The 16787-nt window shown below is 61.3% G+C and carries 15 protein-coding genes; 3 read left to right on the top strand and 12 right to left on the bottom strand.

Annotated elements, in window-relative coordinates; all coding sequences use genetic code 11:
- The first annotated feature begins 4 nt into the window (after positions 1-4).
- The gene (gene rsmJ, locus ACOWVD_RS22065; RefSeq protein WP_049240464.1) at positions 5-751 is read left to right on the top strand and encodes a 16S rRNA (guanine(1516)-N(2))-methyltransferase RsmJ; all 747 of its coding nucleotides are present in this window, start codon (positions 5-7) and stop codon (positions 749-751) included.
- Positions 752-779: 28 nt separating this feature from the next.
- Here the strand turns inward: rsmJ and ACOWVD_RS22060 are convergent, their stop codons facing one another.
- The 10 genes from ACOWVD_RS22060 to ACOWVD_RS22015 form a co-directional block, all read right to left on the bottom strand.
- Positions 780-1379 (bottom strand): KpsF/GutQ family sugar-phosphate isomerase, encoded by a 600-nt coding sequence (locus ACOWVD_RS22060; protein WP_004931004.1) that lies wholly within the window; start codon positions 1377-1379, stop codon positions 780-782.
- Positions 1379-3016, bottom strand: a complete 1638-nt coding sequence (locus ACOWVD_RS22055; RefSeq protein ID WP_049240465.1) for an FGGY-family carbohydrate kinase — start codon at positions 3014-3016, stop codon at positions 1379-1381. The genes ACOWVD_RS22060 and ACOWVD_RS22055 overlap by 1 nt, the downstream gene beginning before the upstream one ends.
- Positions 3017-3029: 13 nt before the next feature.
- Complete coding sequence (locus ACOWVD_RS22050; RefSeq protein WP_016930441.1) at positions 3030-3983, bottom strand: ABC transporter permease; 954 nt, start codon at positions 3981-3983, stop codon at positions 3030-3032.
- Between the two features lies 1 nt (position 3984).
- Complete coding sequence (locus ACOWVD_RS22045; RefSeq protein ID WP_004930997.1) at positions 3985-4974, bottom strand: ABC transporter permease; 990 nt, start codon at positions 4972-4974, stop codon at positions 3985-3987.
- Positions 4967-6466 carry a sugar ABC transporter ATP-binding protein gene (locus tag ACOWVD_RS22040; protein ID WP_421105779.1) on the bottom strand — a complete coding sequence of 500 codons (1500 nt, stop codon included), beginning with the start codon at positions 6464-6466 and terminating at the stop codon, positions 4967-4969. The genes ACOWVD_RS22045 and ACOWVD_RS22040 overlap by 8 nt, the downstream gene beginning before the upstream one ends.
- 105 nt (positions 6467-6571) lie before the next feature.
- Positions 6572-7558: an autoinducer 2 ABC transporter substrate-binding protein gene (locus ACOWVD_RS22035; protein WP_028128102.1), complete on the bottom strand. Its 987-nt coding sequence runs from the start codon at positions 7556-7558 to the stop codon at positions 6572-6574.
- 328 nt (positions 7559-7886) lie between these two features.
- Positions 7887-9230, bottom strand: a complete 1344-nt coding sequence (gene gdhA / locus ACOWVD_RS22030) for an NADP-specific glutamate dehydrogenase (protein WP_015379364.1) — start codon at positions 9228-9230, stop codon at positions 7887-7889.
- Positions 9231-9429: 199 nt separating this feature from the next.
- Complete coding sequence (uspA, locus tag ACOWVD_RS22025) at positions 9430-9867, bottom strand: universal stress protein UspA (protein WP_004930988.1); 438 nt, start codon at positions 9865-9867, stop codon at positions 9430-9432.
- Between the two features lie 267 nt (positions 9868-10134).
- The gene (locus tag ACOWVD_RS22020; RefSeq protein ID WP_197799279.1) at positions 10135-11043 is read right to left on the bottom strand and encodes a LysR family transcriptional regulator; all 909 of its coding nucleotides are present in this window, start codon (positions 11041-11043) and stop codon (positions 10135-10137) included.
- A 105-nt stretch (positions 11044-11148) separates the two neighbouring features.
- Entirely contained in the window at positions 11149-11922 is a 774-nt protein-coding gene (locus tag ACOWVD_RS22015; protein ID WP_049240471.1) for an SDR family oxidoreductase, read from the bottom strand.
- 432 nt (positions 11923-12354) lie between these two features.
- Here ACOWVD_RS22015 and uspB point away from each other — a divergent pair, with 432 nt between their 5' ends.
- Positions 12355-12690 carry a universal stress protein UspB gene (gene uspB / locus ACOWVD_RS22010; protein WP_004930978.1) on the top strand — a complete coding sequence of 112 codons (336 nt, stop codon included), beginning with the start codon at positions 12355-12357 and terminating at the stop codon, positions 12688-12690.
- A gap of 73 nt (positions 12691-12763) precedes the next feature.
- Here uspB and pitA read toward each other — a convergent pair whose 3' ends face one another.
- A complete protein-coding gene (gene pitA, locus ACOWVD_RS22005) occupies positions 12764-14266 on the bottom strand; it encodes an inorganic phosphate transporter PitA (protein WP_015379362.1) in 1503 nt (500 codons plus the stop codon).
- A 300-nt stretch (positions 14267-14566) separates the two neighbouring features.
- On the opposite strand from pitA, the gene ACOWVD_RS22000 reads away from it, so the two are divergent.
- Positions 14567-15766, top strand: coding sequence for an NAD(P)/FAD-dependent oxidoreductase (locus ACOWVD_RS22000; protein WP_049240473.1), 1200 nt, complete (start codon positions 14567-14569; stop codon positions 15764-15766).
- Positions 15767-15794: 28 nt separating this feature from the next.
- Here ACOWVD_RS22000 and add read toward each other — a convergent pair whose 3' ends face one another.
- The gene (gene add, locus ACOWVD_RS21995) at positions 15795-16787 is read right to left on the bottom strand and encodes an adenosine deaminase (RefSeq protein ID WP_049240476.1); all 993 of its coding nucleotides are present in this window, start codon (positions 16785-16787) and stop codon (positions 15795-15797) included.

Here is a 16787-nt window from a genome sequence, read left to right as displayed (position 1 = left end):
ACACGTGAGCGTGTGTTTATTGTGTGAAGCAGGCGCCGATCCCGGCGCCTTGTCTGTTTTGGCGCAGCGCTGGCGGCTGGCGTCCGACGACGACGCGCCGATGGCGCTGGTATTGACCCCAGAGCGGCTGGAGCTGCGCAAGCGCGACGAGCCGAAGCTTGGCGGGATCTACGTCGATTTCGTCTCCGGCGCCATGGCGCACCGGCGCCGCTTCGGCGGCGGCCGCGGCGAGGCGGTGGCCAAGGCGGTCGGCATCAAGGGCAGCTACCTGCCGGACGTGGTGGACGCCACCGCCGGGCTGGGGCGCGACGCCTTCGTGCTGGCGGCGTTGGGCTGCCGGGTGCGGATGCTGGAACGCAATCCGGTGGTGGCGGCATTGCTGGATGATGGCCTGCAGCGCGGCTATCAGGATGCGGAAATCGGCCCGTGGCTGCGCGAGCGCCTGACGCTGTTGCACGCCTCCAGCCTGACGGCGCTGGCGGATCTCAGCCCGCGCCCCGAGGTGGTGTATCTCGATCCGATGTTCCCGCACAAGCAGAAAAGCGCGCTGGTGAAGAAAGAGATGCGGGTGTTTCAATCGCTGGTGGGCAGCGACGATGACGCCGACGGCCTGCTGGAACCGGCGCGCCGTTTGGCCACCAAGCGCGTGGTGGTGAAACGCCCGGACTACGCGCCGCCGCTGGCCGACGTGCCGGCGCACGCCGCCACGCTGACCAAAAGCCACCGCTTCGATATCTACATGCCGCTGTAATGTCTGCCGGGCCCGCCGTATCGGGCCCTCAGTTTTCCTCTCGCAAACTTTTCCCCACGCCGCCGCCCGGATGCACCGCCAGCAAGGCGCTCTTGTCGTAACCGCTGCGCGCCATCAGGCAGGCGCAGGCGGCGTCGAAAATCGCCAACACCAACACAATTGAGGTGGTGGCCAGCATGTTCAGCGGATCTATCTCCTTCTGCACCCCGGTAGCGATCGTCAGCTGCGCCGCCTGCGCGATGGCGGAATGCGGGTTTTCCGTCACCGCGATCAGCGTCACCCCCTTGGCCTGCAGCGTCGGCAGCAGGCGGGTCAGCTCGTCGGAATTGCCGCCGCGCGAGATCAGGATCAGCAGATCGTCGGCGCGCAGGAAGCCCAGATCGCCGTGCGCCGCGCCGGTGGCGTCGAGATAGACCGCCGGCCGCTCCACGCAGGCCAGCATATGGGCTATCTTGCGCGCCGCAATCCCCGAGGTGCCGACGCCGGTGACGGCGATTTTACCGCGGCAGTCGGCCAGCAGCGCCAGCAGCCGCTGCCAGGTGTGCGCGTCGAGGCGTTCGCCCAGCTGCGCCAGCTCCTGGCTGTAGGTTTGCCAGCCCTGCACGGCCTGCCGCCACTCTTGCTGCATCACGCCTCCTCCTGCATCAACCGGCGGTATTTCATGTGGTCGTTGTACAGCTCGTGGAACACCCGGTATTTGCGATCGTAGTAGCTTTTTATCTGGTTGGTCTGCGGCGTCACCGTCTTGCCGATGCGGCTCATGGCGCTCATCGCCTCCGGCAAGGTGTCGAACACGCCGGCCGCCACGGTGCCCATCATCGCGCCGCCCAGCAGCATCGCTTCGCTCTCCTCCGGCAGCAGCATGGCGCAACCGGTGGCGTTGGCGTGCTCCTGCACGAAGATCGGGTTCTTGGTGCCGCCGCCGCTGGCCATGATGGTGTCGATGCTGTAGCCGCTGTGGTTCATGGTTTCGATGATGTGGCGGGTGCCGAGCGCGATGGCCTGAATGGTGGCCAGGTAGTGCAGCGCCATGTCTTCCGGCGTGCGCGACAGCTTCAGCCCGGTCAGGATGCCGGTCAGCGTCGGGTTGGCGCGCGGCGAGCGGTTGCCGTGGAAGTACGGCAGCATGTGAATGTCCTGCGTCAGGAAAGCGATGTTCTCCGGCTCGCCGGCCATGCGGCGCAGAATGGCGTTCAGCACCTCATAGATGGTCTGGCCCTGGGCTTTCGCCTGCGCCAGCAGCTCCTGATAGCACGGGTGCGACTGGATGACGTGGTCGATCAGCGCGCCGGTAGCGGACTGGCCGCCCTCGTTCAGCCAGTATTCCGGCAGGATCGCCGAGTAATACGGCCCCCAGACGCCGCCGATAAAGCGCGCGGTGCGCGACATCGCCATATGGCCGGTGGAGGTGCCGCCGATCAGCGCGACGCGGCGATTGAAGTCGGCCACCTCGCCGGAGACGCCGGTGGCGCCCAGCGTGCCGAGGGTGCCGGCGTGCGCGTCGATGATCGATACGCTCACTGCCGTGCCGGCGATCAGCCCCATCTCGCTGGCGGCACGCTGGGTCAGACCGTGACCCAGCGGCTCACCCATCATTTTAACGTCGCTGCCGATCTTGGCCGCGTCATGTTCCAGCACGTCTTCCAGCCCGATCTGCTGGAAGTAGCTCTTGTCCCAACGCTGCTCGTGGCCGAGATAGGTCCACTTGCACACCGTCGAGCACAGCGAGCGGGTGGCGTCCTGGGTGGCGCGCCAGGTGAGGAAGTCCGGCAGATCGAACAGGTAGCCGGCGTTGGCCCAGGTGGTGGGCATGTGCTGTTTCAGCCACAGCAGTTTCGGCGTCTGCATCTCCGGCGAAATGATGCCGCCGACGAAGTCCAGCACCCGGTGTTTGGTGGCGTTGATGCGCTCGGCCTGGGCGATCGCCCGGTGATCCATCCACACGATGATGTTCTGTTCGGTACGACCGGAGGGGCTGACGGTCAGCGGCTTGCCCTCTTTATCCAGCACCACCAGCGAACAGGTGGCGTCGAAGCCCAACCCCTTGACCTGGATCGGGTTGATGTCGGCCTGGTTGACCGCGTCGCGCACCGCATTGCACACCGCCTGCCAGATGTTATCCGACGACTGCTCGACGAAATCCGCTTTCGGCCGGTACAGATCGATGGCCCGGCTGGCCTGGCCGACCATGCGCCCATTGAGATCGAATACGCCTGCGCGCGCGCTTCCGGTGCCCACATCTACGCCAATAAAATAGCTCGCCATTATCTGTTTTCTCCTAAGCTTTTCGATTCTGTAACGCGATAAACAGGATCAGCACGCCGCCCCACAGGGCCATGGTCAGGTAGCTGCTGACCCCCAGCAAATTGAGGCCGCTTTCCAACATTTGCAGCACGATCAGCGCCAGCACCAGCCCCAGAATGCGGCCGAAACCGCCGTCCGGGTTGATGCCGCCCAGCACCGAGGCCAGAATGGTCACCAGCAGATAAGATTCGCCGTAGCCGGCCTTGGCCGAGTTGAACTTGGCCATCATCAGCAGCGCGGCGCCCCAGCCGAGCAGCGCCGACAGGATGTACACCGCGATCTGCACCCGCGCGGTGTTCACGCCGCTAAAGCGGGTGGCCTGCTCGTTGGAGCCGATCAGGTACAGGCTGCGCCCCAGCGTGGTGTGCTCCAGCAGCAGCCACAGACCGACCGCCACCAGCAGGAACAGGATCAGCGCCACCGGTACGCCGAGCACGGCGCCGTTGCCGAGAAATTGAATCGCCGCCGGGAAGCCGGAGATCACCGCGCCGTTGGACAGCAGGATGTTCAGGCCGGTGATCAGCGTCATGGTGCCGAGCGAGGCGAGGATCGGCGAAACGCCGATCCAGGCTACCAGCGCGCCGTTGAGCGCGCCGATCGCCACCGCCACCAACAGGCCGGCCAACAGCGCCAGCGCCAGGAACAGCGGCTGGTCGGGATGGCTGACGATGATCGCCGCCATCACCAGCGAACAGGCGTTGGCGCCGGCGATGATCGACAGGTTGATGCCGCCGGTCAGCATGGTGATGCCCATGCCGAGCGCCAGCAGGCCGAGGATCGGCAGCTGCGAGGCGATCGACTGGAAGTTGCCGAGGCTGAAGAAGCGCGATCCGAGCAGCCCGGCGAACAGCAGCGCCACCGCGATGATGATCGCGCCCTGCAGGCGAATGATCCGATCGTTTGGGATCAACCGAGTTAACTGCGTCATGTCAGATCTCCTTGAGCAGCTTGCGTTTTTCGTTCCAGGCGGTGGTGCTGATGCTGATCAAAATGATCGCGCCGCTGAATACCTGGTGCCAATAGGCCGAGACGCTGAGCAGCGTCAGCCCGTTTTGCAGGAAGGCCAGCAGCACCACGCCGAGCAGGGTGCCGGTCAACGATCCGCGGCCGCCGCTCATGCTGGTGCCGCCCAGCACCACCGCCGCCAATACCGTCAGCTCGAAGCCGAGCAGCGAGTTGGGCGCCACCGACTGGGTGATTTGCGCCTGCACCACCGCCGCGACGCCGGCCAGAATGCCCATATAGCCGTAGACGCAAAAATGCAGCCGCAGCAGATTCAACCCCAGGCGCGACGCCGCGTCGCGATTGCCGCCCATGGCGTAGATCTGGCGCCCCAGCCGGGTGCGGTTCATCAGCACGCCGGTGACGACGATGGTCGCCAGCAGGCACAGCAGCGGCAGCGTCAGGCCGTAGTCGTAGCCGTCGGCGCCCTGGAACGAGAACCAGTTGATGCCGTTCATGAACCAGTCAGGGAAGCCGTACAACCAGGTGCCGTTGGTGGCGTATACCAGCAGGCCGTAGAACAGGTTAAGGGTGGCGATGGTGATGATGATCGCCGGCACCTTGAGCCAATACACCAGGAAACCGTTCACCAACCCGAGCAGCAGGCCGACGCCAATCGCCAGGGCGAACGCCAGCGGGAAGCTGCCGCCGTGCTGGATCACCCAGCTGGCCATCACGTATTGGGCGATGGCGGTGATCGCCGGGAACGAAATGTCGATGCCGCCGGCGATCAGCACCACGAACAGCCCGCAGGCCAGGATGCCGAGAATGGCGTAGCTGGTGGCGACGTCGGTCAGGTTGCCGAGCGTCAGAAACTCGTCGGTGCCGGCGCTCAGGCCGATCGCCAGCAGCAGCACCAGCAGGCCGAGATAAAACTCGTGCCGCCCGGCCAGGCGGGCCAATAATGACTTATCCATTCACCACCTCGGCGATCTGTTGTTCGGTACTCTGGTGCGGCGCGAATTCGGCGATCAGCTCGCCCTTGCGCATCACCATCACCCGATGGCTGTTGTAATAGGCTTCCGGGATCTCGTCGCAGATCATCAGCACCGCCATGCCCAGCTGCGCCAGATCGCGGGCGATCTGGTAGATCCCCTCTTTGTTGGCGATGTCCACGCCGACGGTGGGCGAGTCGAGGATCAGGATCTTCGGCTGGGTCGCCACCCATTTAGCGATGGCGATACGCTGGGCGTTGCCGCCGGACAGGGTCTTCACCGGCAATGCGCTGTCGGACACCTTGATGTTCAAATCGCGGATCAGCCGGTTGACCAGCTCGGTCGCCTTGGCGTGATCCAGCAGCCCGAGCGAGGTATGCAGCCGATCGAAGACGGTGACGATGGTGTTGTCGTAGATCGATTGCTCCATGATCAATCCCTGCGTCAGACGATCCTCCGACACATAGCCGATGCCGTGGCGCACCGCTTCGCGGTTGTTGTGCAGCTGCACCGCTTGGCCCTCGATGCGGATCTCGCCGCTGTCCGGCCGCGTCATGCCGAACAGGCTGAGGCACAGTTCGGTGCGGCCGGCGCCGAGCAGGCCGACGATCGAGACGATCTCGCCGCCGCGCAGCGCCAGATTGACATTGCGGTATTTCTCGCCGCGGCTGAGGTTGCGCACCTCGAGCATCGGCGCCTGTTCGGCCGGCGGCAGCGGCGGCAGCGGGCTGTAGTGGAAGCGTTGGCCGGTCATCAGGAACGCCAGTTCATGGCTGTCCAGTTCGCTGGCCGGCCAGGTGCCCACCAGCTTGCCGTCGCGCATCACGCTGATGCGATCGGCGACTTCCATCACTTCGTCCAATCGGTGGCTGACGAACACCACGCAGATGCCGGCCGCCTTCAGCTCGTTGACCACCCGCAGCAGGCCGTCGACCTCCTGGCGGGTCAGCGAGGCGGTCGGTTCGTCCATGATAACCAACCGCGCCTCGGCGGCGATGGCGCGGCAAATCGCCACCAGCTGCCGATCGGCGATCGACAGTTTTTCCACCTTTTTATCGGGATCGATGCGCACGCCGACCCGCGCCATGGCGTCCAGCGCCGTCTGGCGCATCACCCGCTTGCGCACCCAGAAGCGGCCGCCGGGCAGGTAACGGTGGATGGCGATGTTTTCCGCCACCGTCAGGTTAGGGAACAGCGACAGGTCCTGGTAGATCACCTGTATGCCGTAATAACCGGACAGCTGCGGCGTCAGGGCGTGGAAGAGTTTGCCTTCCAGCGAAATGTTGGCGCCTTTTTCCGGCTGATAGACGCCGGAGATGATTTTAATAATGGTGCTTTTGCCGCAGCCGTTTTGCCCGGCCAGGCAGTGCACTTCGCCTTTATTCAGCGTCAGGTTGATCTGGTCTAATGCCAGCACGCCTGGGAATCGCTTGCTGATATTCTCCAGGGTGATAAATGCGGGGGAGGCTGTCATAACGTTAACCTGTGCTTGCGTAGCGGCCGAAGCCCTGGGCGCAGCAAAGCTGCGCCCCTACGAGGGTTTAACTACTTTCCCGGTGTAGCGAAATTACGCGAAAAATCAGAATCCAAGCGATTTGGCGTTGTCTTTGGTGACTTCCAGAATCTTATTAAACCGAATCACTTTGTGCTCCATATCGACGTCGGCCTTACCCAACCCCTCGATCGACAGGTCTTTGTTCACGTCCTTGCCCTGCAGCAGCTGATCGGCCACCGTCACCAGCGCATAACCGGCGTCTTTCGGATCCCACAGCAGCGCTTTCTTGATGTCGCCGCGCATCAGGTAAGGGGCGGCCTGCGCCGGCATGGCGATGCCCACCACCGCGATTTTGTCCTTGGCGCGCTTCTTGGCCACCGCCTGGCCGGCGCCGATCGGGCCGAGCGAACCAAAGCCGATGATGCCCTTCATCTGCGGATAGGTTTTCATCAGATCCAGCGTGGTGGCGTAGGATTTGTCGATGCTTTCCGCCACCGGCAAGCGCGAGGTGACTTCAAACATGTCCGGGTATTTTTCTTTCTGGTACTTGATGGCGGAATCGGCCCAGGCGTTGTGCAGCGGCACGGTCAGCGAGCCGACGTAGATCGCGTAGCCGCCTTTGCCGCCCATGTCTTTCGCCAGTTCATCGACGTTGGCCTGCGCGTATTTCTCGCTGTCGATGGTCTCGATGTCCCACTGGCCGATCTGTTGGTCCGGGGATTCATGGGTCAGCACCACGATGCCTTTGTCGCGCGCTTTTTTCAGCACCGGCTCCAGCACCTTGGCGTCGTTCGGCACCACGATGATGGCGTTGACGTTCTTGGCGATCAGATCCTCAATCACCTTGACCTGTGCGGCCGGATCCGGCGTAGAAGGGCCGGTCTGGTAGGCGTTGACGTCGAGTTTTTTCGCCGCTTCGTTGACGCCCACTTCCATGCGGTTGAACCACGGAATGCCGGTCACTTTGGCGACCACGGCAATCTCATATTTATCAGCGGCGAACACAGGTGTTGTCGATAACATGCACGCAGAAACCACACATGCATTTAATAATGCGAGGTTAAATTTCATTAGCTGTACCTTTTTTTATCTGTAGGGGTGGCGGTTTTTCCACCGCTGCAGATTACAAAGGAATGGAAGAGGGGGCGTAGCCGAAGTTAACGAAATGTGATCTGCGCACATTTAAGTAAAATATTGGCGTATTTAGTGTTAAATAAATGTTTAATTATTTGGCAGTGGTAAATTTACTACCAACTAAACGGCTGTAAATAACTTTTTATTAACTTTTAATTAACGTATGAGCATCATTTTGATGGCTTGGACGCGGAAAAAATGCCGGCGCAGAGGCCGGCATTGAAGCATTTAACCGATGTGTGAACAAGATCACCTTTGCGCCCGATTACAGCACGCCCTGAGCCAGCATCGCCTCTGCAACCTTGACGAAACCGGCGATATTCGCGCCGTGCACATAGTGGGTTTGCTTGCCCTCGCCGCCGTATTCCACGCAGGCATGGTGAATATCCGCCATGATATGTTGTAAACGTACATCCACTTTTTCCGCCCGCCAGCCGATGCGCGCGGCGTTTTGCGCCATCTCCAGCCCCGAGGTGGCCACGCCGCCGGCGTTGGCCGCCTTGCCGGGCGCGAACAGCACCCCGGCGTCAAGGAAGGCGTCGGTGGCCTGGATGGTGGTCGGCATGTTGGCGCCTTCCGCCACCGCTTTCACCCCGTTGCGGATCAGCGTCTGCGCCGCCTCGAGATCCAGCTCGTTCTGGGTGGCGCACGGCAGGGCGATATCCACCGGCACGTTCCACGGCTGCTGGCCCGCCAGATAGGTCAGACCGCGCTCACGGGCATAGTCCGCCACCCGGCCGTAACGCTGGTTCTTGATCTCCGCCAGGTGCGCCAGCTTCTCGGTGGTGAAACCGTCTTCGTCCACCAGGGTGCCGCCGGAATCCGATACGGTGATCACGCGCGCGTCCAGCTCCAGCGCTTTCTCGATGGTGTACTGCGCCACGTTGCCGGAACCGGATACCGCCACCCGCATGCCCTCAAAGCCCAGGCCGTGGCGCTGCAGCATGGCGTCGGTAAAGTACACCAGGCCGTAGCCGGTCGCCTCGGGGCGGATCAGACTGCCGCCGAAGGAGAGGCCCTTGCCGGTAAACACGCAGGCGGTGTTGTTGGACAGTTTTTTCATCATGCCGGCCATAAAGCCGACTTCACGGCCGCCGACGCCGATGTCGCCGGCCGGCACGTCGGTGTCCGGGCCCAAGTGGCGATACAGCTCGGTCATCAGCGCCTGGCAGAAGCGCATGATCTCGCCCTGGCTTTTGCCCTTCGGATCGAAATCGGAGCCGCCTTTGCCGCCGCCCATCGGCAGGGTGGTCAGCGCATTCTTGAAGGTCTGCTCAAAGCCGAGGAACTTCAGGATCGACAGGTTTACCGACGGGTGGAAGCGCATGCCGCCCTTGTAGGGGCCGATGGCCGAGTTGAACTGCACGCGGAAGGCGCGGTTGACCTGCACCTGGCCGCGATCGTCCACCCAGCTGACGCGGAACTGAATGACGCGCTCGGGCTCCACCAGGCGCTCCAGCAGCGCCTGTTCGCGATAGCGCGGGTTGCGCTCGATAAACGGCCACAGCGAGGTGAACACTTCGCGCACCGCCTGCAGATATTCCGGCTGGTGGGGGTTATGGCGTTGTAACGAGGACAGGAAAGACTCTACCGATACGGCATATTCCATGGATAACTCCTTTTCGCATTAAATTTCCCCCGCTATTTCTTATAGATTTGGGTATAGGCGATGCTCGGGGGAGGATGTTGTGTCTTTAGCGACTATATCATCGGAGGGCGGTTGATTATCAAGCGATTAATCGGCGTGGCGGCATGAAAAACGCCCGTAGGGCGCGGGCGTTGGTCAGTTAAGTTAGCAAGCGCTTACTTTATTCGTCTTCTTCATCGCGCAGCGGCACGATCAGCATATCGATGTGCACGGTATTGATCAGCTGGCGCGCGGAAGACATCAACTTGCTCCAGAAGTCCTGATGGTGGCCGCACAGCACCAGGTCCATATCGTATTTCTTGATGGCGTCCACCAGCACCTGCGCCAGATCGCCGCTGCCGCTCAGGGTCTCGGTGATCGGGTAGCCGGCGTTTTGCGACAGCTCGGTCAGCGCCTGATGGGTTTCTTCAGAGATGCGTTTTTGCATGTCGCCGAGATTGACGTCGATAAGGCCGGTATAGAGGTCGGAATAGTTGACATCGACGTGGATCAGAGAAACTTTGGCGTTATACGGCCGCGCCATAGAGACGGCTTTTTCTACCAGGATCTTGCTTTCCGGGGATAGGTCTACCGCGATCAATATGTGTTTGTAAGCCATAAGAATACTCCTTCCATAAACATGCCGATTAAAAAGGGTTAGCAGGCGTTCCGTGTACCCGCCTGGCGCTGTTGGTTCCATAGTATCATTCGGATAACGCAATGATATGTTGGGGCGATCACACTGCGCCGCATCGAAAATCTCTGCGCACGATACCTTTCGTTGTACACCCGCGCGGCGTAAAAGCCTATGGGTTATGCGGGTTTTAACGGTCTGACCGCTTGAATTATAAGCGTTATTAAACAAAGTATAGCGCTAAATGTGCAATCAGCGCTCCAGATGCGGCTGCAGCAGGCTTTCAAACCACTCATGAAACACCGCCAGGCGCCTTGAGCGCTGGCGGCGATGGGGGTAGATCAGGGCGATCGGCATGGAGGCGGCGCGGTAACCGGGTAGGACTTCCACCAGTTCACCGACGTCGAGCAGGTGTTGTACGTCGTAGCGCGGGATTTGCATCAGCCCCAGCCCGGCGCGGCAGCAGGCGATATAGCTTTCGGCGTTGTTGACCACCACCCGGCTGGGCAGTTCGAGCCGTTGCGTAGGGCCGTCGCCGGTCAGGTATTCCCAGGGGGATTCGCGGCCGGTCCTGGGCGAGGCGTAGCCGATGCTCCAGTGCCCCTCGGCAAGATCGCCGGGGTGGAGCGGATGACCGAATTCGCTCAGGTAGGCGGGGCTGGCGCAGTTGATCAGCGCGATATGGCCGAGCGGGCGCATCACCAGGCTGCTGTCGTGCAGATCGCCGACGCGCACCGCGCAGTCGACCCCCTCCTGCACCAGATCGATGGCGCGATCGGCGGAGCCGAGCACCAGCTGCAGGTGGGGATGCCGCCGCAGCAAGCCGGGCAGCGCCGGCGCGATCAGCCGGCGGGCGATGCGGCTCGGCACGTCGACGCTGAGCCGTCCGGAGGCCTGCCGTTGGCTGGCCTGAAATGACTGATCGATGTCTTCCACTTCGGCCAGCAGCGGGCGCAGCCGCTCGAGCAGCTGTTCGCCGTCGGCGGTCAGCCGCACCTGCCGCGTGGTGCGGTGCAGCAGGCGCACGCCCAGCTGCGTTTCCAATTGCTGCACGGCGGCGGAGACCGAGGCGCGCGGCACCTCCAGCGCATGGGCCGCCCGGATAAAGCTGCCCATTTCCGCCACCTGTACGAATACGCGGTATTGATTGAATCTGTCCATCTCGCTGATCTGCTGTTCCTTGGCGCCGTTTCTGACAGTAGAGTGTAGCCGCATGGCGCGGTTGCGCGCGAGCAGGTGCGGGGGCGATAGGTGCCCCCGCCGGGTTCATTTGGTGGTGTAGCCACCGTTGATCAGGATGGTTTGGCCGGTTACCCACCAGCCGTCGCTGACCAGATGGCGGATGAACGGCACCACGTCTTCGATATCGGTCAGGCCGGTTTTGCTGAACGGCGACAGCGCCGCCGCCGTCTTGTGGTAGGCCACGGCGTCCGCACCCTCTGCCGGGTAGAAGAACGGGGTGTCCATCGGGCCGGGGCCGACCGCCGTCACGGAGATGCCGCGCTCGCCGAACTCCTTGGCGGCGGCGCGGGTGAAGTGCTCCACCGGCGCTTTGGTGCCGGCATAAGCGGCGTAGAACGGCGTGAAGGCGCCGAGCAGCGAGGTGACCAGCGTGCAGATTTTACCGTTGTCGTTAAGGTGCTTGCCCGCCTCTTTCAGGAAGAAGAACGCGGTTTTGGCGTTGACCGCCGTCATCTCGTCGTACTCGGCTTCGCTGATGTCGATCATCGGCTTTTTCAACACCTTGCCGACGGTATTGATGGCGATATCCGGCTTGCCGACGGCGGCGACCGCATCGGCGAACAGCTTCTCGACCGCGCCTGCGGTGGTCAGATCGGCCTGCAGCGCGACACCTTGCGCCCCGGCGGCCTGAATGGCGGCGACGGTTTTCTCCGCTTCGGCTTTGGAAGCGGCGCTGTTGTAGTGGATCACCACCGCTTTGGCGCCTTGTTCAGCCAAATCGCGCGCGATCAGCCCGCCGAGGTTTTTGGCGCCGCCGGCGATGAGGACGGTTTTTCCCTTGATTGAATGGTTTGCCATAACAGTTTCCTTGGATGAGCGTAACGGAAACCTGAGTCTAGCCAGCGTGGGGGGAAAGATCAGCGGCGTGGCGCGGGATAGACTATCCAGAAAAGCGACATAATCGAAACGGACGGTTATCGCTTATAACGCCCCGGCAGGTGACTTTTCGCTACAGGGCGGTAAATTTTATCCACTGCTCAGGCCAGTTTGCGTTTCATTAACCTACAATGATGGATATGGGCCTCATCATTTCTCCTCTGAGTAGAACCATGCCGTGCAAATCTCATCGTGCGGTGCGGCAACGTCTTCGGAGGCGGTGGGTTATGGGCGTGGTCCGTGCAGGCAAAAAAGGGGATGAGAGCGGTAAGCTCCAGCAGAGTATCGGGTAATGAGGTAGGGCGGTTGGACCCGGCGGATGGCCGCGGATAACAACGCCTTGAGGGGGCAATCATGATCAGTACCGTCGCGCTGTTTTGGGCCTTGTGTGTGGTGTGTGTGGTAAACATGGTGCGGTATTACTCTTCTTTGCGCGCGCTGCTGGTGGTATTGCGCGGCTGTGACCCGTTGCTGTACCAATACGTCGACGGCGGCGGCTTCTTCACCGCCCACGGCCAACCCAGCAAGCAGCTGAGGCTGGTGCGCTATATCTTTGCGCAGCGCTATGTCGAACACCACGATCCGGAGTTTATTCGCCGCTGTGAGCGGGTGCGCGGGCAGTTTATGCTGACCTCGGCCCTGTGCGGCCTGGTGGTCATCTGCCTGATAGCGATGATGATTTGGTATTAATGCCTTTCTGTTTCCCTTGATGCAGGCAAAAAAAAGGCGGCCCTGCGGCCGCCTTCCTCATGATGCTTATCGCTTAGATCAGCTTCAACGCAATCCAATACAGCGCACCGGAAAGCAGAATCGAGATTGGCAGGGTCAGTACCCAGGCCAACAGGATGTTCTTCACGGTTTTGCTCTGCACGCCGCCGCCGTCCACGATCATCGTCCCGGCAACCGCCGAAGAGAGGACGTGGGTGGTGGAGACCGGCATGCCGGTATAGCTCGCCACGCCGATCGACAGCGCCGCGGTCATCTGGGCCGATACGCCCTGGGCGTAGGTCATGCCTTTCTTGCCGATCTTCTCGCCGATGGTGGTGGCCACGCGTTTCCAGCCCACCATGGTACCGAGCGACAGCGCCAGCGCGACGGCGACGATGATCCACATCGGCGCGTACTCGACGGTCTGCAGCAGATCCTGACGCAGGTTCTTCAGGAAGCGCTGGTCGGCGGATGAGGTTTCCGGCAGCTTGGCGACTTTATCCGCCGTGTCGGTCACGCACATCAGCAGGCGGCGCAGGTGGCTGCGCTGGTCAACCGTCAGCTGATCGTAGCTTTGCAGGTTGGTCAACATGCCCTGAGCCAGCTCGATCGCCGGCATGGCGCGCGAACTGTCACAGTGGAACTCGGCCGGTTTGCCAGACGCAGCTTCGTCATCCGGGCTTGGCACCAGCGGCGTCAGCGACACCGCATGCGACAGCGCGTCGCCGTGCTGCTGGTAATATTGCTGCAGGTGGGTCACGGCGTCACGCGTACGGGTGATGTCATAACCGGTTGCATTCATATTGACCACGAAGCCGGCCGGCGCAACGCCGATCAACACCAGCATGATAAGGCCGATGCCTTTCTGGCCGTCGTTGGCGCCGTGCGAGAAGCTGACGCCAATCGCCGACAGGATCAGCGCGATACGGGTCCAGAACGGCGGCTTGCGTTTGCCGTCGACCTTTTCACGTTCCGCAGGGGTCATGTGGATACGCTGGCGTTTCTTGGTGCCACTCCAATAGCGGCGCAAGGCGAACACCATCACTCCCGCCACCATCATGCCGACCAGCGGCGAGAACAGCAGAGAAAGGAAAATGCCAATCATTTTCGGGACGTTAAGCGCATCCACCACCGAAGTGTGGGTCATCAGGGCGTTGGTTAAACCGACACCGATGATTGCGCCTATCAGCGTATGGGAACTGGAGGCCGGCAGACCGAAATACCAGGTGCCGAGGTTCCAGATGATTGCCGCCAACAGCATGGAGAAGACCATGGCTAATCCGTGTGCTGAACTGACGTTCAACAACAGATCGGTAGGCAGCAAGTGGACGATGGCGTAAGCAACACTCAAACCGCCGAGCATTACGCCAAGAAAGTTGAACAAACCTGCCATCACGACCGCAAGTTGCGAGCGCATGGCGCGGGTATAAATAACTGTAGCGACCGCATTGGCCGTATCATGAAAACCGTTGATGGCTTCATAAAACAACACGAACAACAATGCGAGAATTAACATCAGGCCGGTATGGAAATCCAGGCCAGCGAACAAATGCAGCATAAGCGTTACGCCAGTTTGTGGACATGAACGCCGCGCATTATCAGTGACAACCGGGGCCGGGGAAAAGGAAAATATGACGTTTTTTTGATTTGGACATGACGAAACGATGACGCGCCTATAACAAAAATATTGAATATCAACGCGTTATTCTCCTCTGACCTCTGTAATATTTTCTTACTGTGGCGTTGGCGGCGCCGGGGCTTTACAATCTGCCGCCGTGAATTTGGCGGTGACCGGCGGCGAAACGGCGTAATATGGCGCTCTTTTGTCGCGATTGTGGTTTTGATAAGTGAGGCTCAGGTGGAACAGTTTGATGTCGTAGTGATTGGGGCGGGTGCCGCCGGCATGTTTTGCGCCGCGCAGGCGGGGCAACTCGGTTGCCGCGTGTTGCTGCTCGACAACGGCAAAAAACCGGGCCGCAAGATCCTGATGTCCGGCGGCGGGCGCTGCAACTTTACCAACATGTACGCCGAACCGGCGGCCTATCTGTCGAACAACCCGCACTTCTGCAAGTCGGCGCTGGCGCGCTACACCCAGTGGGACTTCATCGATCTGATCAACCGCTACGGCATCGCCTACCATGAAAAAACGCTGGGGCAGCTGTTCTGCGACGATTCGGCGCAGCAGGTGGTGGATCTGCTGGTCAAAGAGTGCGAGCTGGGCCAGGTGACGATGCGCCTGCGCAGCGAAGTGCTGGGCGTGGAGAAAACCGAGAACGGCTACCAGCTGGCGCTCAATGGCGAAAAAGTAAGTGCCCGCTCACTTGTGGTGGCCAGCGGCGGATTATCCATGCCGGGGTTGGGCGCCTCGCCGTTCGGTTACAAACTGGCGGAGCAGTTCGGCCTCAGGGTGCTGCCGACGCGCGCCGGGCTGGTGCCTTTTACCCTGCATAAGCCGCTGCTGGAGCATGTGCAGACGCTGTCCGGCGTGTCGGTGCCGGCGGTGATCACCGCCGAGAACGGCGTCAGCTTCCGTGAAAGCATCCTGTTTACCCATCGCGGTCTCTCCGGCCCGGCGGTATTGCAGCTGTCCAGCTACTGGCAACCGGGTGAGTATGTGAGCGTTAACTTACTTCCTGAGCTGGATCTGGCGGGCTTCCTGGATAACCAACGCCAAGAGCACCCGAACCAAAGCCTGAAAAACACCCTGGCGCTGCATTTGCCGAAGCGGCTGGTGGAGTGCTTGCAGACCCTGGGACAACTGCCGGAGGCGACGCTGAAGCAGCTGAATGCGCCGCAACAAGCGGCGCTGGTGGATCTGTTGCAGAACTGGCGCGTGCAGCCGAACGGCACCGAAGGCTACCGCACGGCGGAAGTGACGCTCGGCGGCGTCGACACCAACGAACTTTCTTCCAAGACGATGGAGGCCCACAAGGTGGCGGGGCTCTATTTCATCGGCGAAGTGGTGGACGTGACCGGGTGGTTGGGTGGCTACAACTTCCAGTGGGCCTGGAGTTCGGCCTGGGCCTGCGCCCAGGCGCTGGCGGCGCAGGGGCGTTAAAACCCGCTCAGCCTTGACACGTGCCGGGTCACATTGGCCCGGCCTTGAGCTGATTCATTAATTTCATTTTAGTGTTGCCGTCGAGAAAACTCGCCTCCAGCGCCTGTCGGTTGCTGCGGTTAAAATCGTCATCCTGCCAGCCGAAGGCGTCATGCAACAGCTGGTACTCCTTGTTCAGCGTGGTGTCGGCGACGGTGCGCGCATCGGTATTCACGTTCAGCCGCACTCCCATCCTTTTCAGCCGATCTATCGGATGATCGTCGATGCTGTCGAACAGATTGCAGACGAGATTGCAGCTGGGGCAGATCTCGAGCAGGACGCCGGTGGCTATCAGACGCTCGATAAGGGCAGCATCCTCGATGCTCCTGACGCCGTGGCCGATGCGCGACACCTGTAGCTGCTCCAGCGTTTCCCGTACGCTGTCGGCGCCCTTCGCCTCGCCGGCGTGGGCGATGACGTTGCCGCCGGCTTCGCGCACCGCCCGAAAGGCCGCTACGTGATTGGCCAGCGGGTAACGCGCTTCATCGGCGGCCAAATCCAGCGCCACCACGCCGCTTCCCTGATAATCGATAACCAGTTTCGCCGTTTGCAGGCTGGCGGCCGCGTCGAAATGTCGCAGCGTACACAGGATCAGCCCGGCGGCGATGCCGTAAGCCCGTGATGCGTGATGCATGGCCGCCAGCACCGTCTCGACCACCGCTTCGCCGGTTAATCCCAGCCGGGTATGCAGCAGCGGCGCGAAGCGCAGCTCGGCATAGATGACATTATCCGCCGCCAACTGCGCGAATAAGTCCTCGACGGCCAGCGTTATCGCCTGGCGTGTCTGTAATAGATCTATTTGCGGCGCTATCTTGCTTAAAAAGTTCCCCAGATCGGCGCATCGCTTCGGCGCGATAAATTGCCGATTAAATGCCGCTCTGGTTATTTGCGGGTCGACCTTTTTGACATAGTGGTAGCTTAAACAGGTATCCAAATGGACGTGTAATTCCACTTTCTTCAATTTTCTTGGATCGAATTTCAT

This window comes from Serratia sp. SA088 (assembly GCF_049065515.1).
GTDB lineage: Bacteria > Pseudomonadota > Gammaproteobacteria > Enterobacterales > Enterobacteriaceae > Serratia > Serratia nematodiphila.
The sequence above is the reverse complement of the archived record's forward strand: the minus strand, read 5'-3'. Positions and strand labels throughout refer to the sequence as shown.

Bases quoted from the DNA above. Each gene is read 5' to 3' on its own strand.
- ACOWVD_RS22060 (WP_004931004.1), bottom strand. From the start codon at position 1,379: ATGCAGCAAGAGTGGCGGCAGGCCGTGCAGGGCTGGCAAACCTACAGC.
- ACOWVD_RS22020 (WP_197799279.1), bottom strand. From the start codon at position 11,043: ATGGACAGATTCAATCAATACCGCGTATTCGTACAGGTGGCGGAAATG.
- uspB (WP_004930978.1), top strand. From the start codon at position 12,355: ATGATCAGTACCGTCGCGCTGTTTTGGGCCTTGTGTGTGGTGTGTGTG.
- uspA (WP_004930988.1), bottom strand. From the start codon at position 9,867: ATGGCTTACAAACACATATTGATCGCGGTAGACCTATCCCCGGAAAGC.
- ACOWVD_RS22015 (WP_049240471.1), bottom strand. From the start codon at position 11,922: ATGGCAAACCATTCAATCAAGGGAAAAACCGTCCTCATCGCCGGCGGC.
- ACOWVD_RS22050 (WP_016930441.1), bottom strand. From the start codon at position 3,983: ATGACGCAGTTAACTCGGTTGATCCCAAACGATCGGATCATTCGCCTG.
- ACOWVD_RS22055 (WP_049240465.1), bottom strand. From the start codon at position 3,016: ATGGCGAGCTATTTTATTGGCGTAGATGTGGGCACCGGAAGCGCGCGC.
- ACOWVD_RS22035 (WP_028128102.1), bottom strand. From the start codon at position 7,558: ATGAAATTTAACCTCGCATTATTAAATGCATGTGTGGTTTCTGCGTGC.
- ACOWVD_RS22045 (WP_004930997.1), bottom strand. From the start codon at position 4,974: ATGGATAAGTCATTATTGGCCCGCCTGGCCGGGCGGCACGAGTTTTAT.
- gdhA (WP_015379364.1), bottom strand. From the start codon at position 9,230: ATGGAATATGCCGTATCGGTAGAGTCTTTCCTGTCCTCGTTACAACGC.
- ACOWVD_RS22040 (WP_421105779.1), bottom strand. From the start codon at position 6,466: ATGACAGCCTCCCCCGCATTTATCACCCTGGAGAATATCAGCAAGCGA.
- pitA (WP_015379362.1), bottom strand. From the start codon at position 14,266: ATGCTGCATTTGTTCGCTGGCCTGGATTTCCATACCGGCCTGATGTTA.
- add (WP_049240476.1), bottom strand. From the start codon at position 16,787: ATGAAATTCGATCCAAGAAAATTGAAGAAAGTGGAATTACACGTCCAT.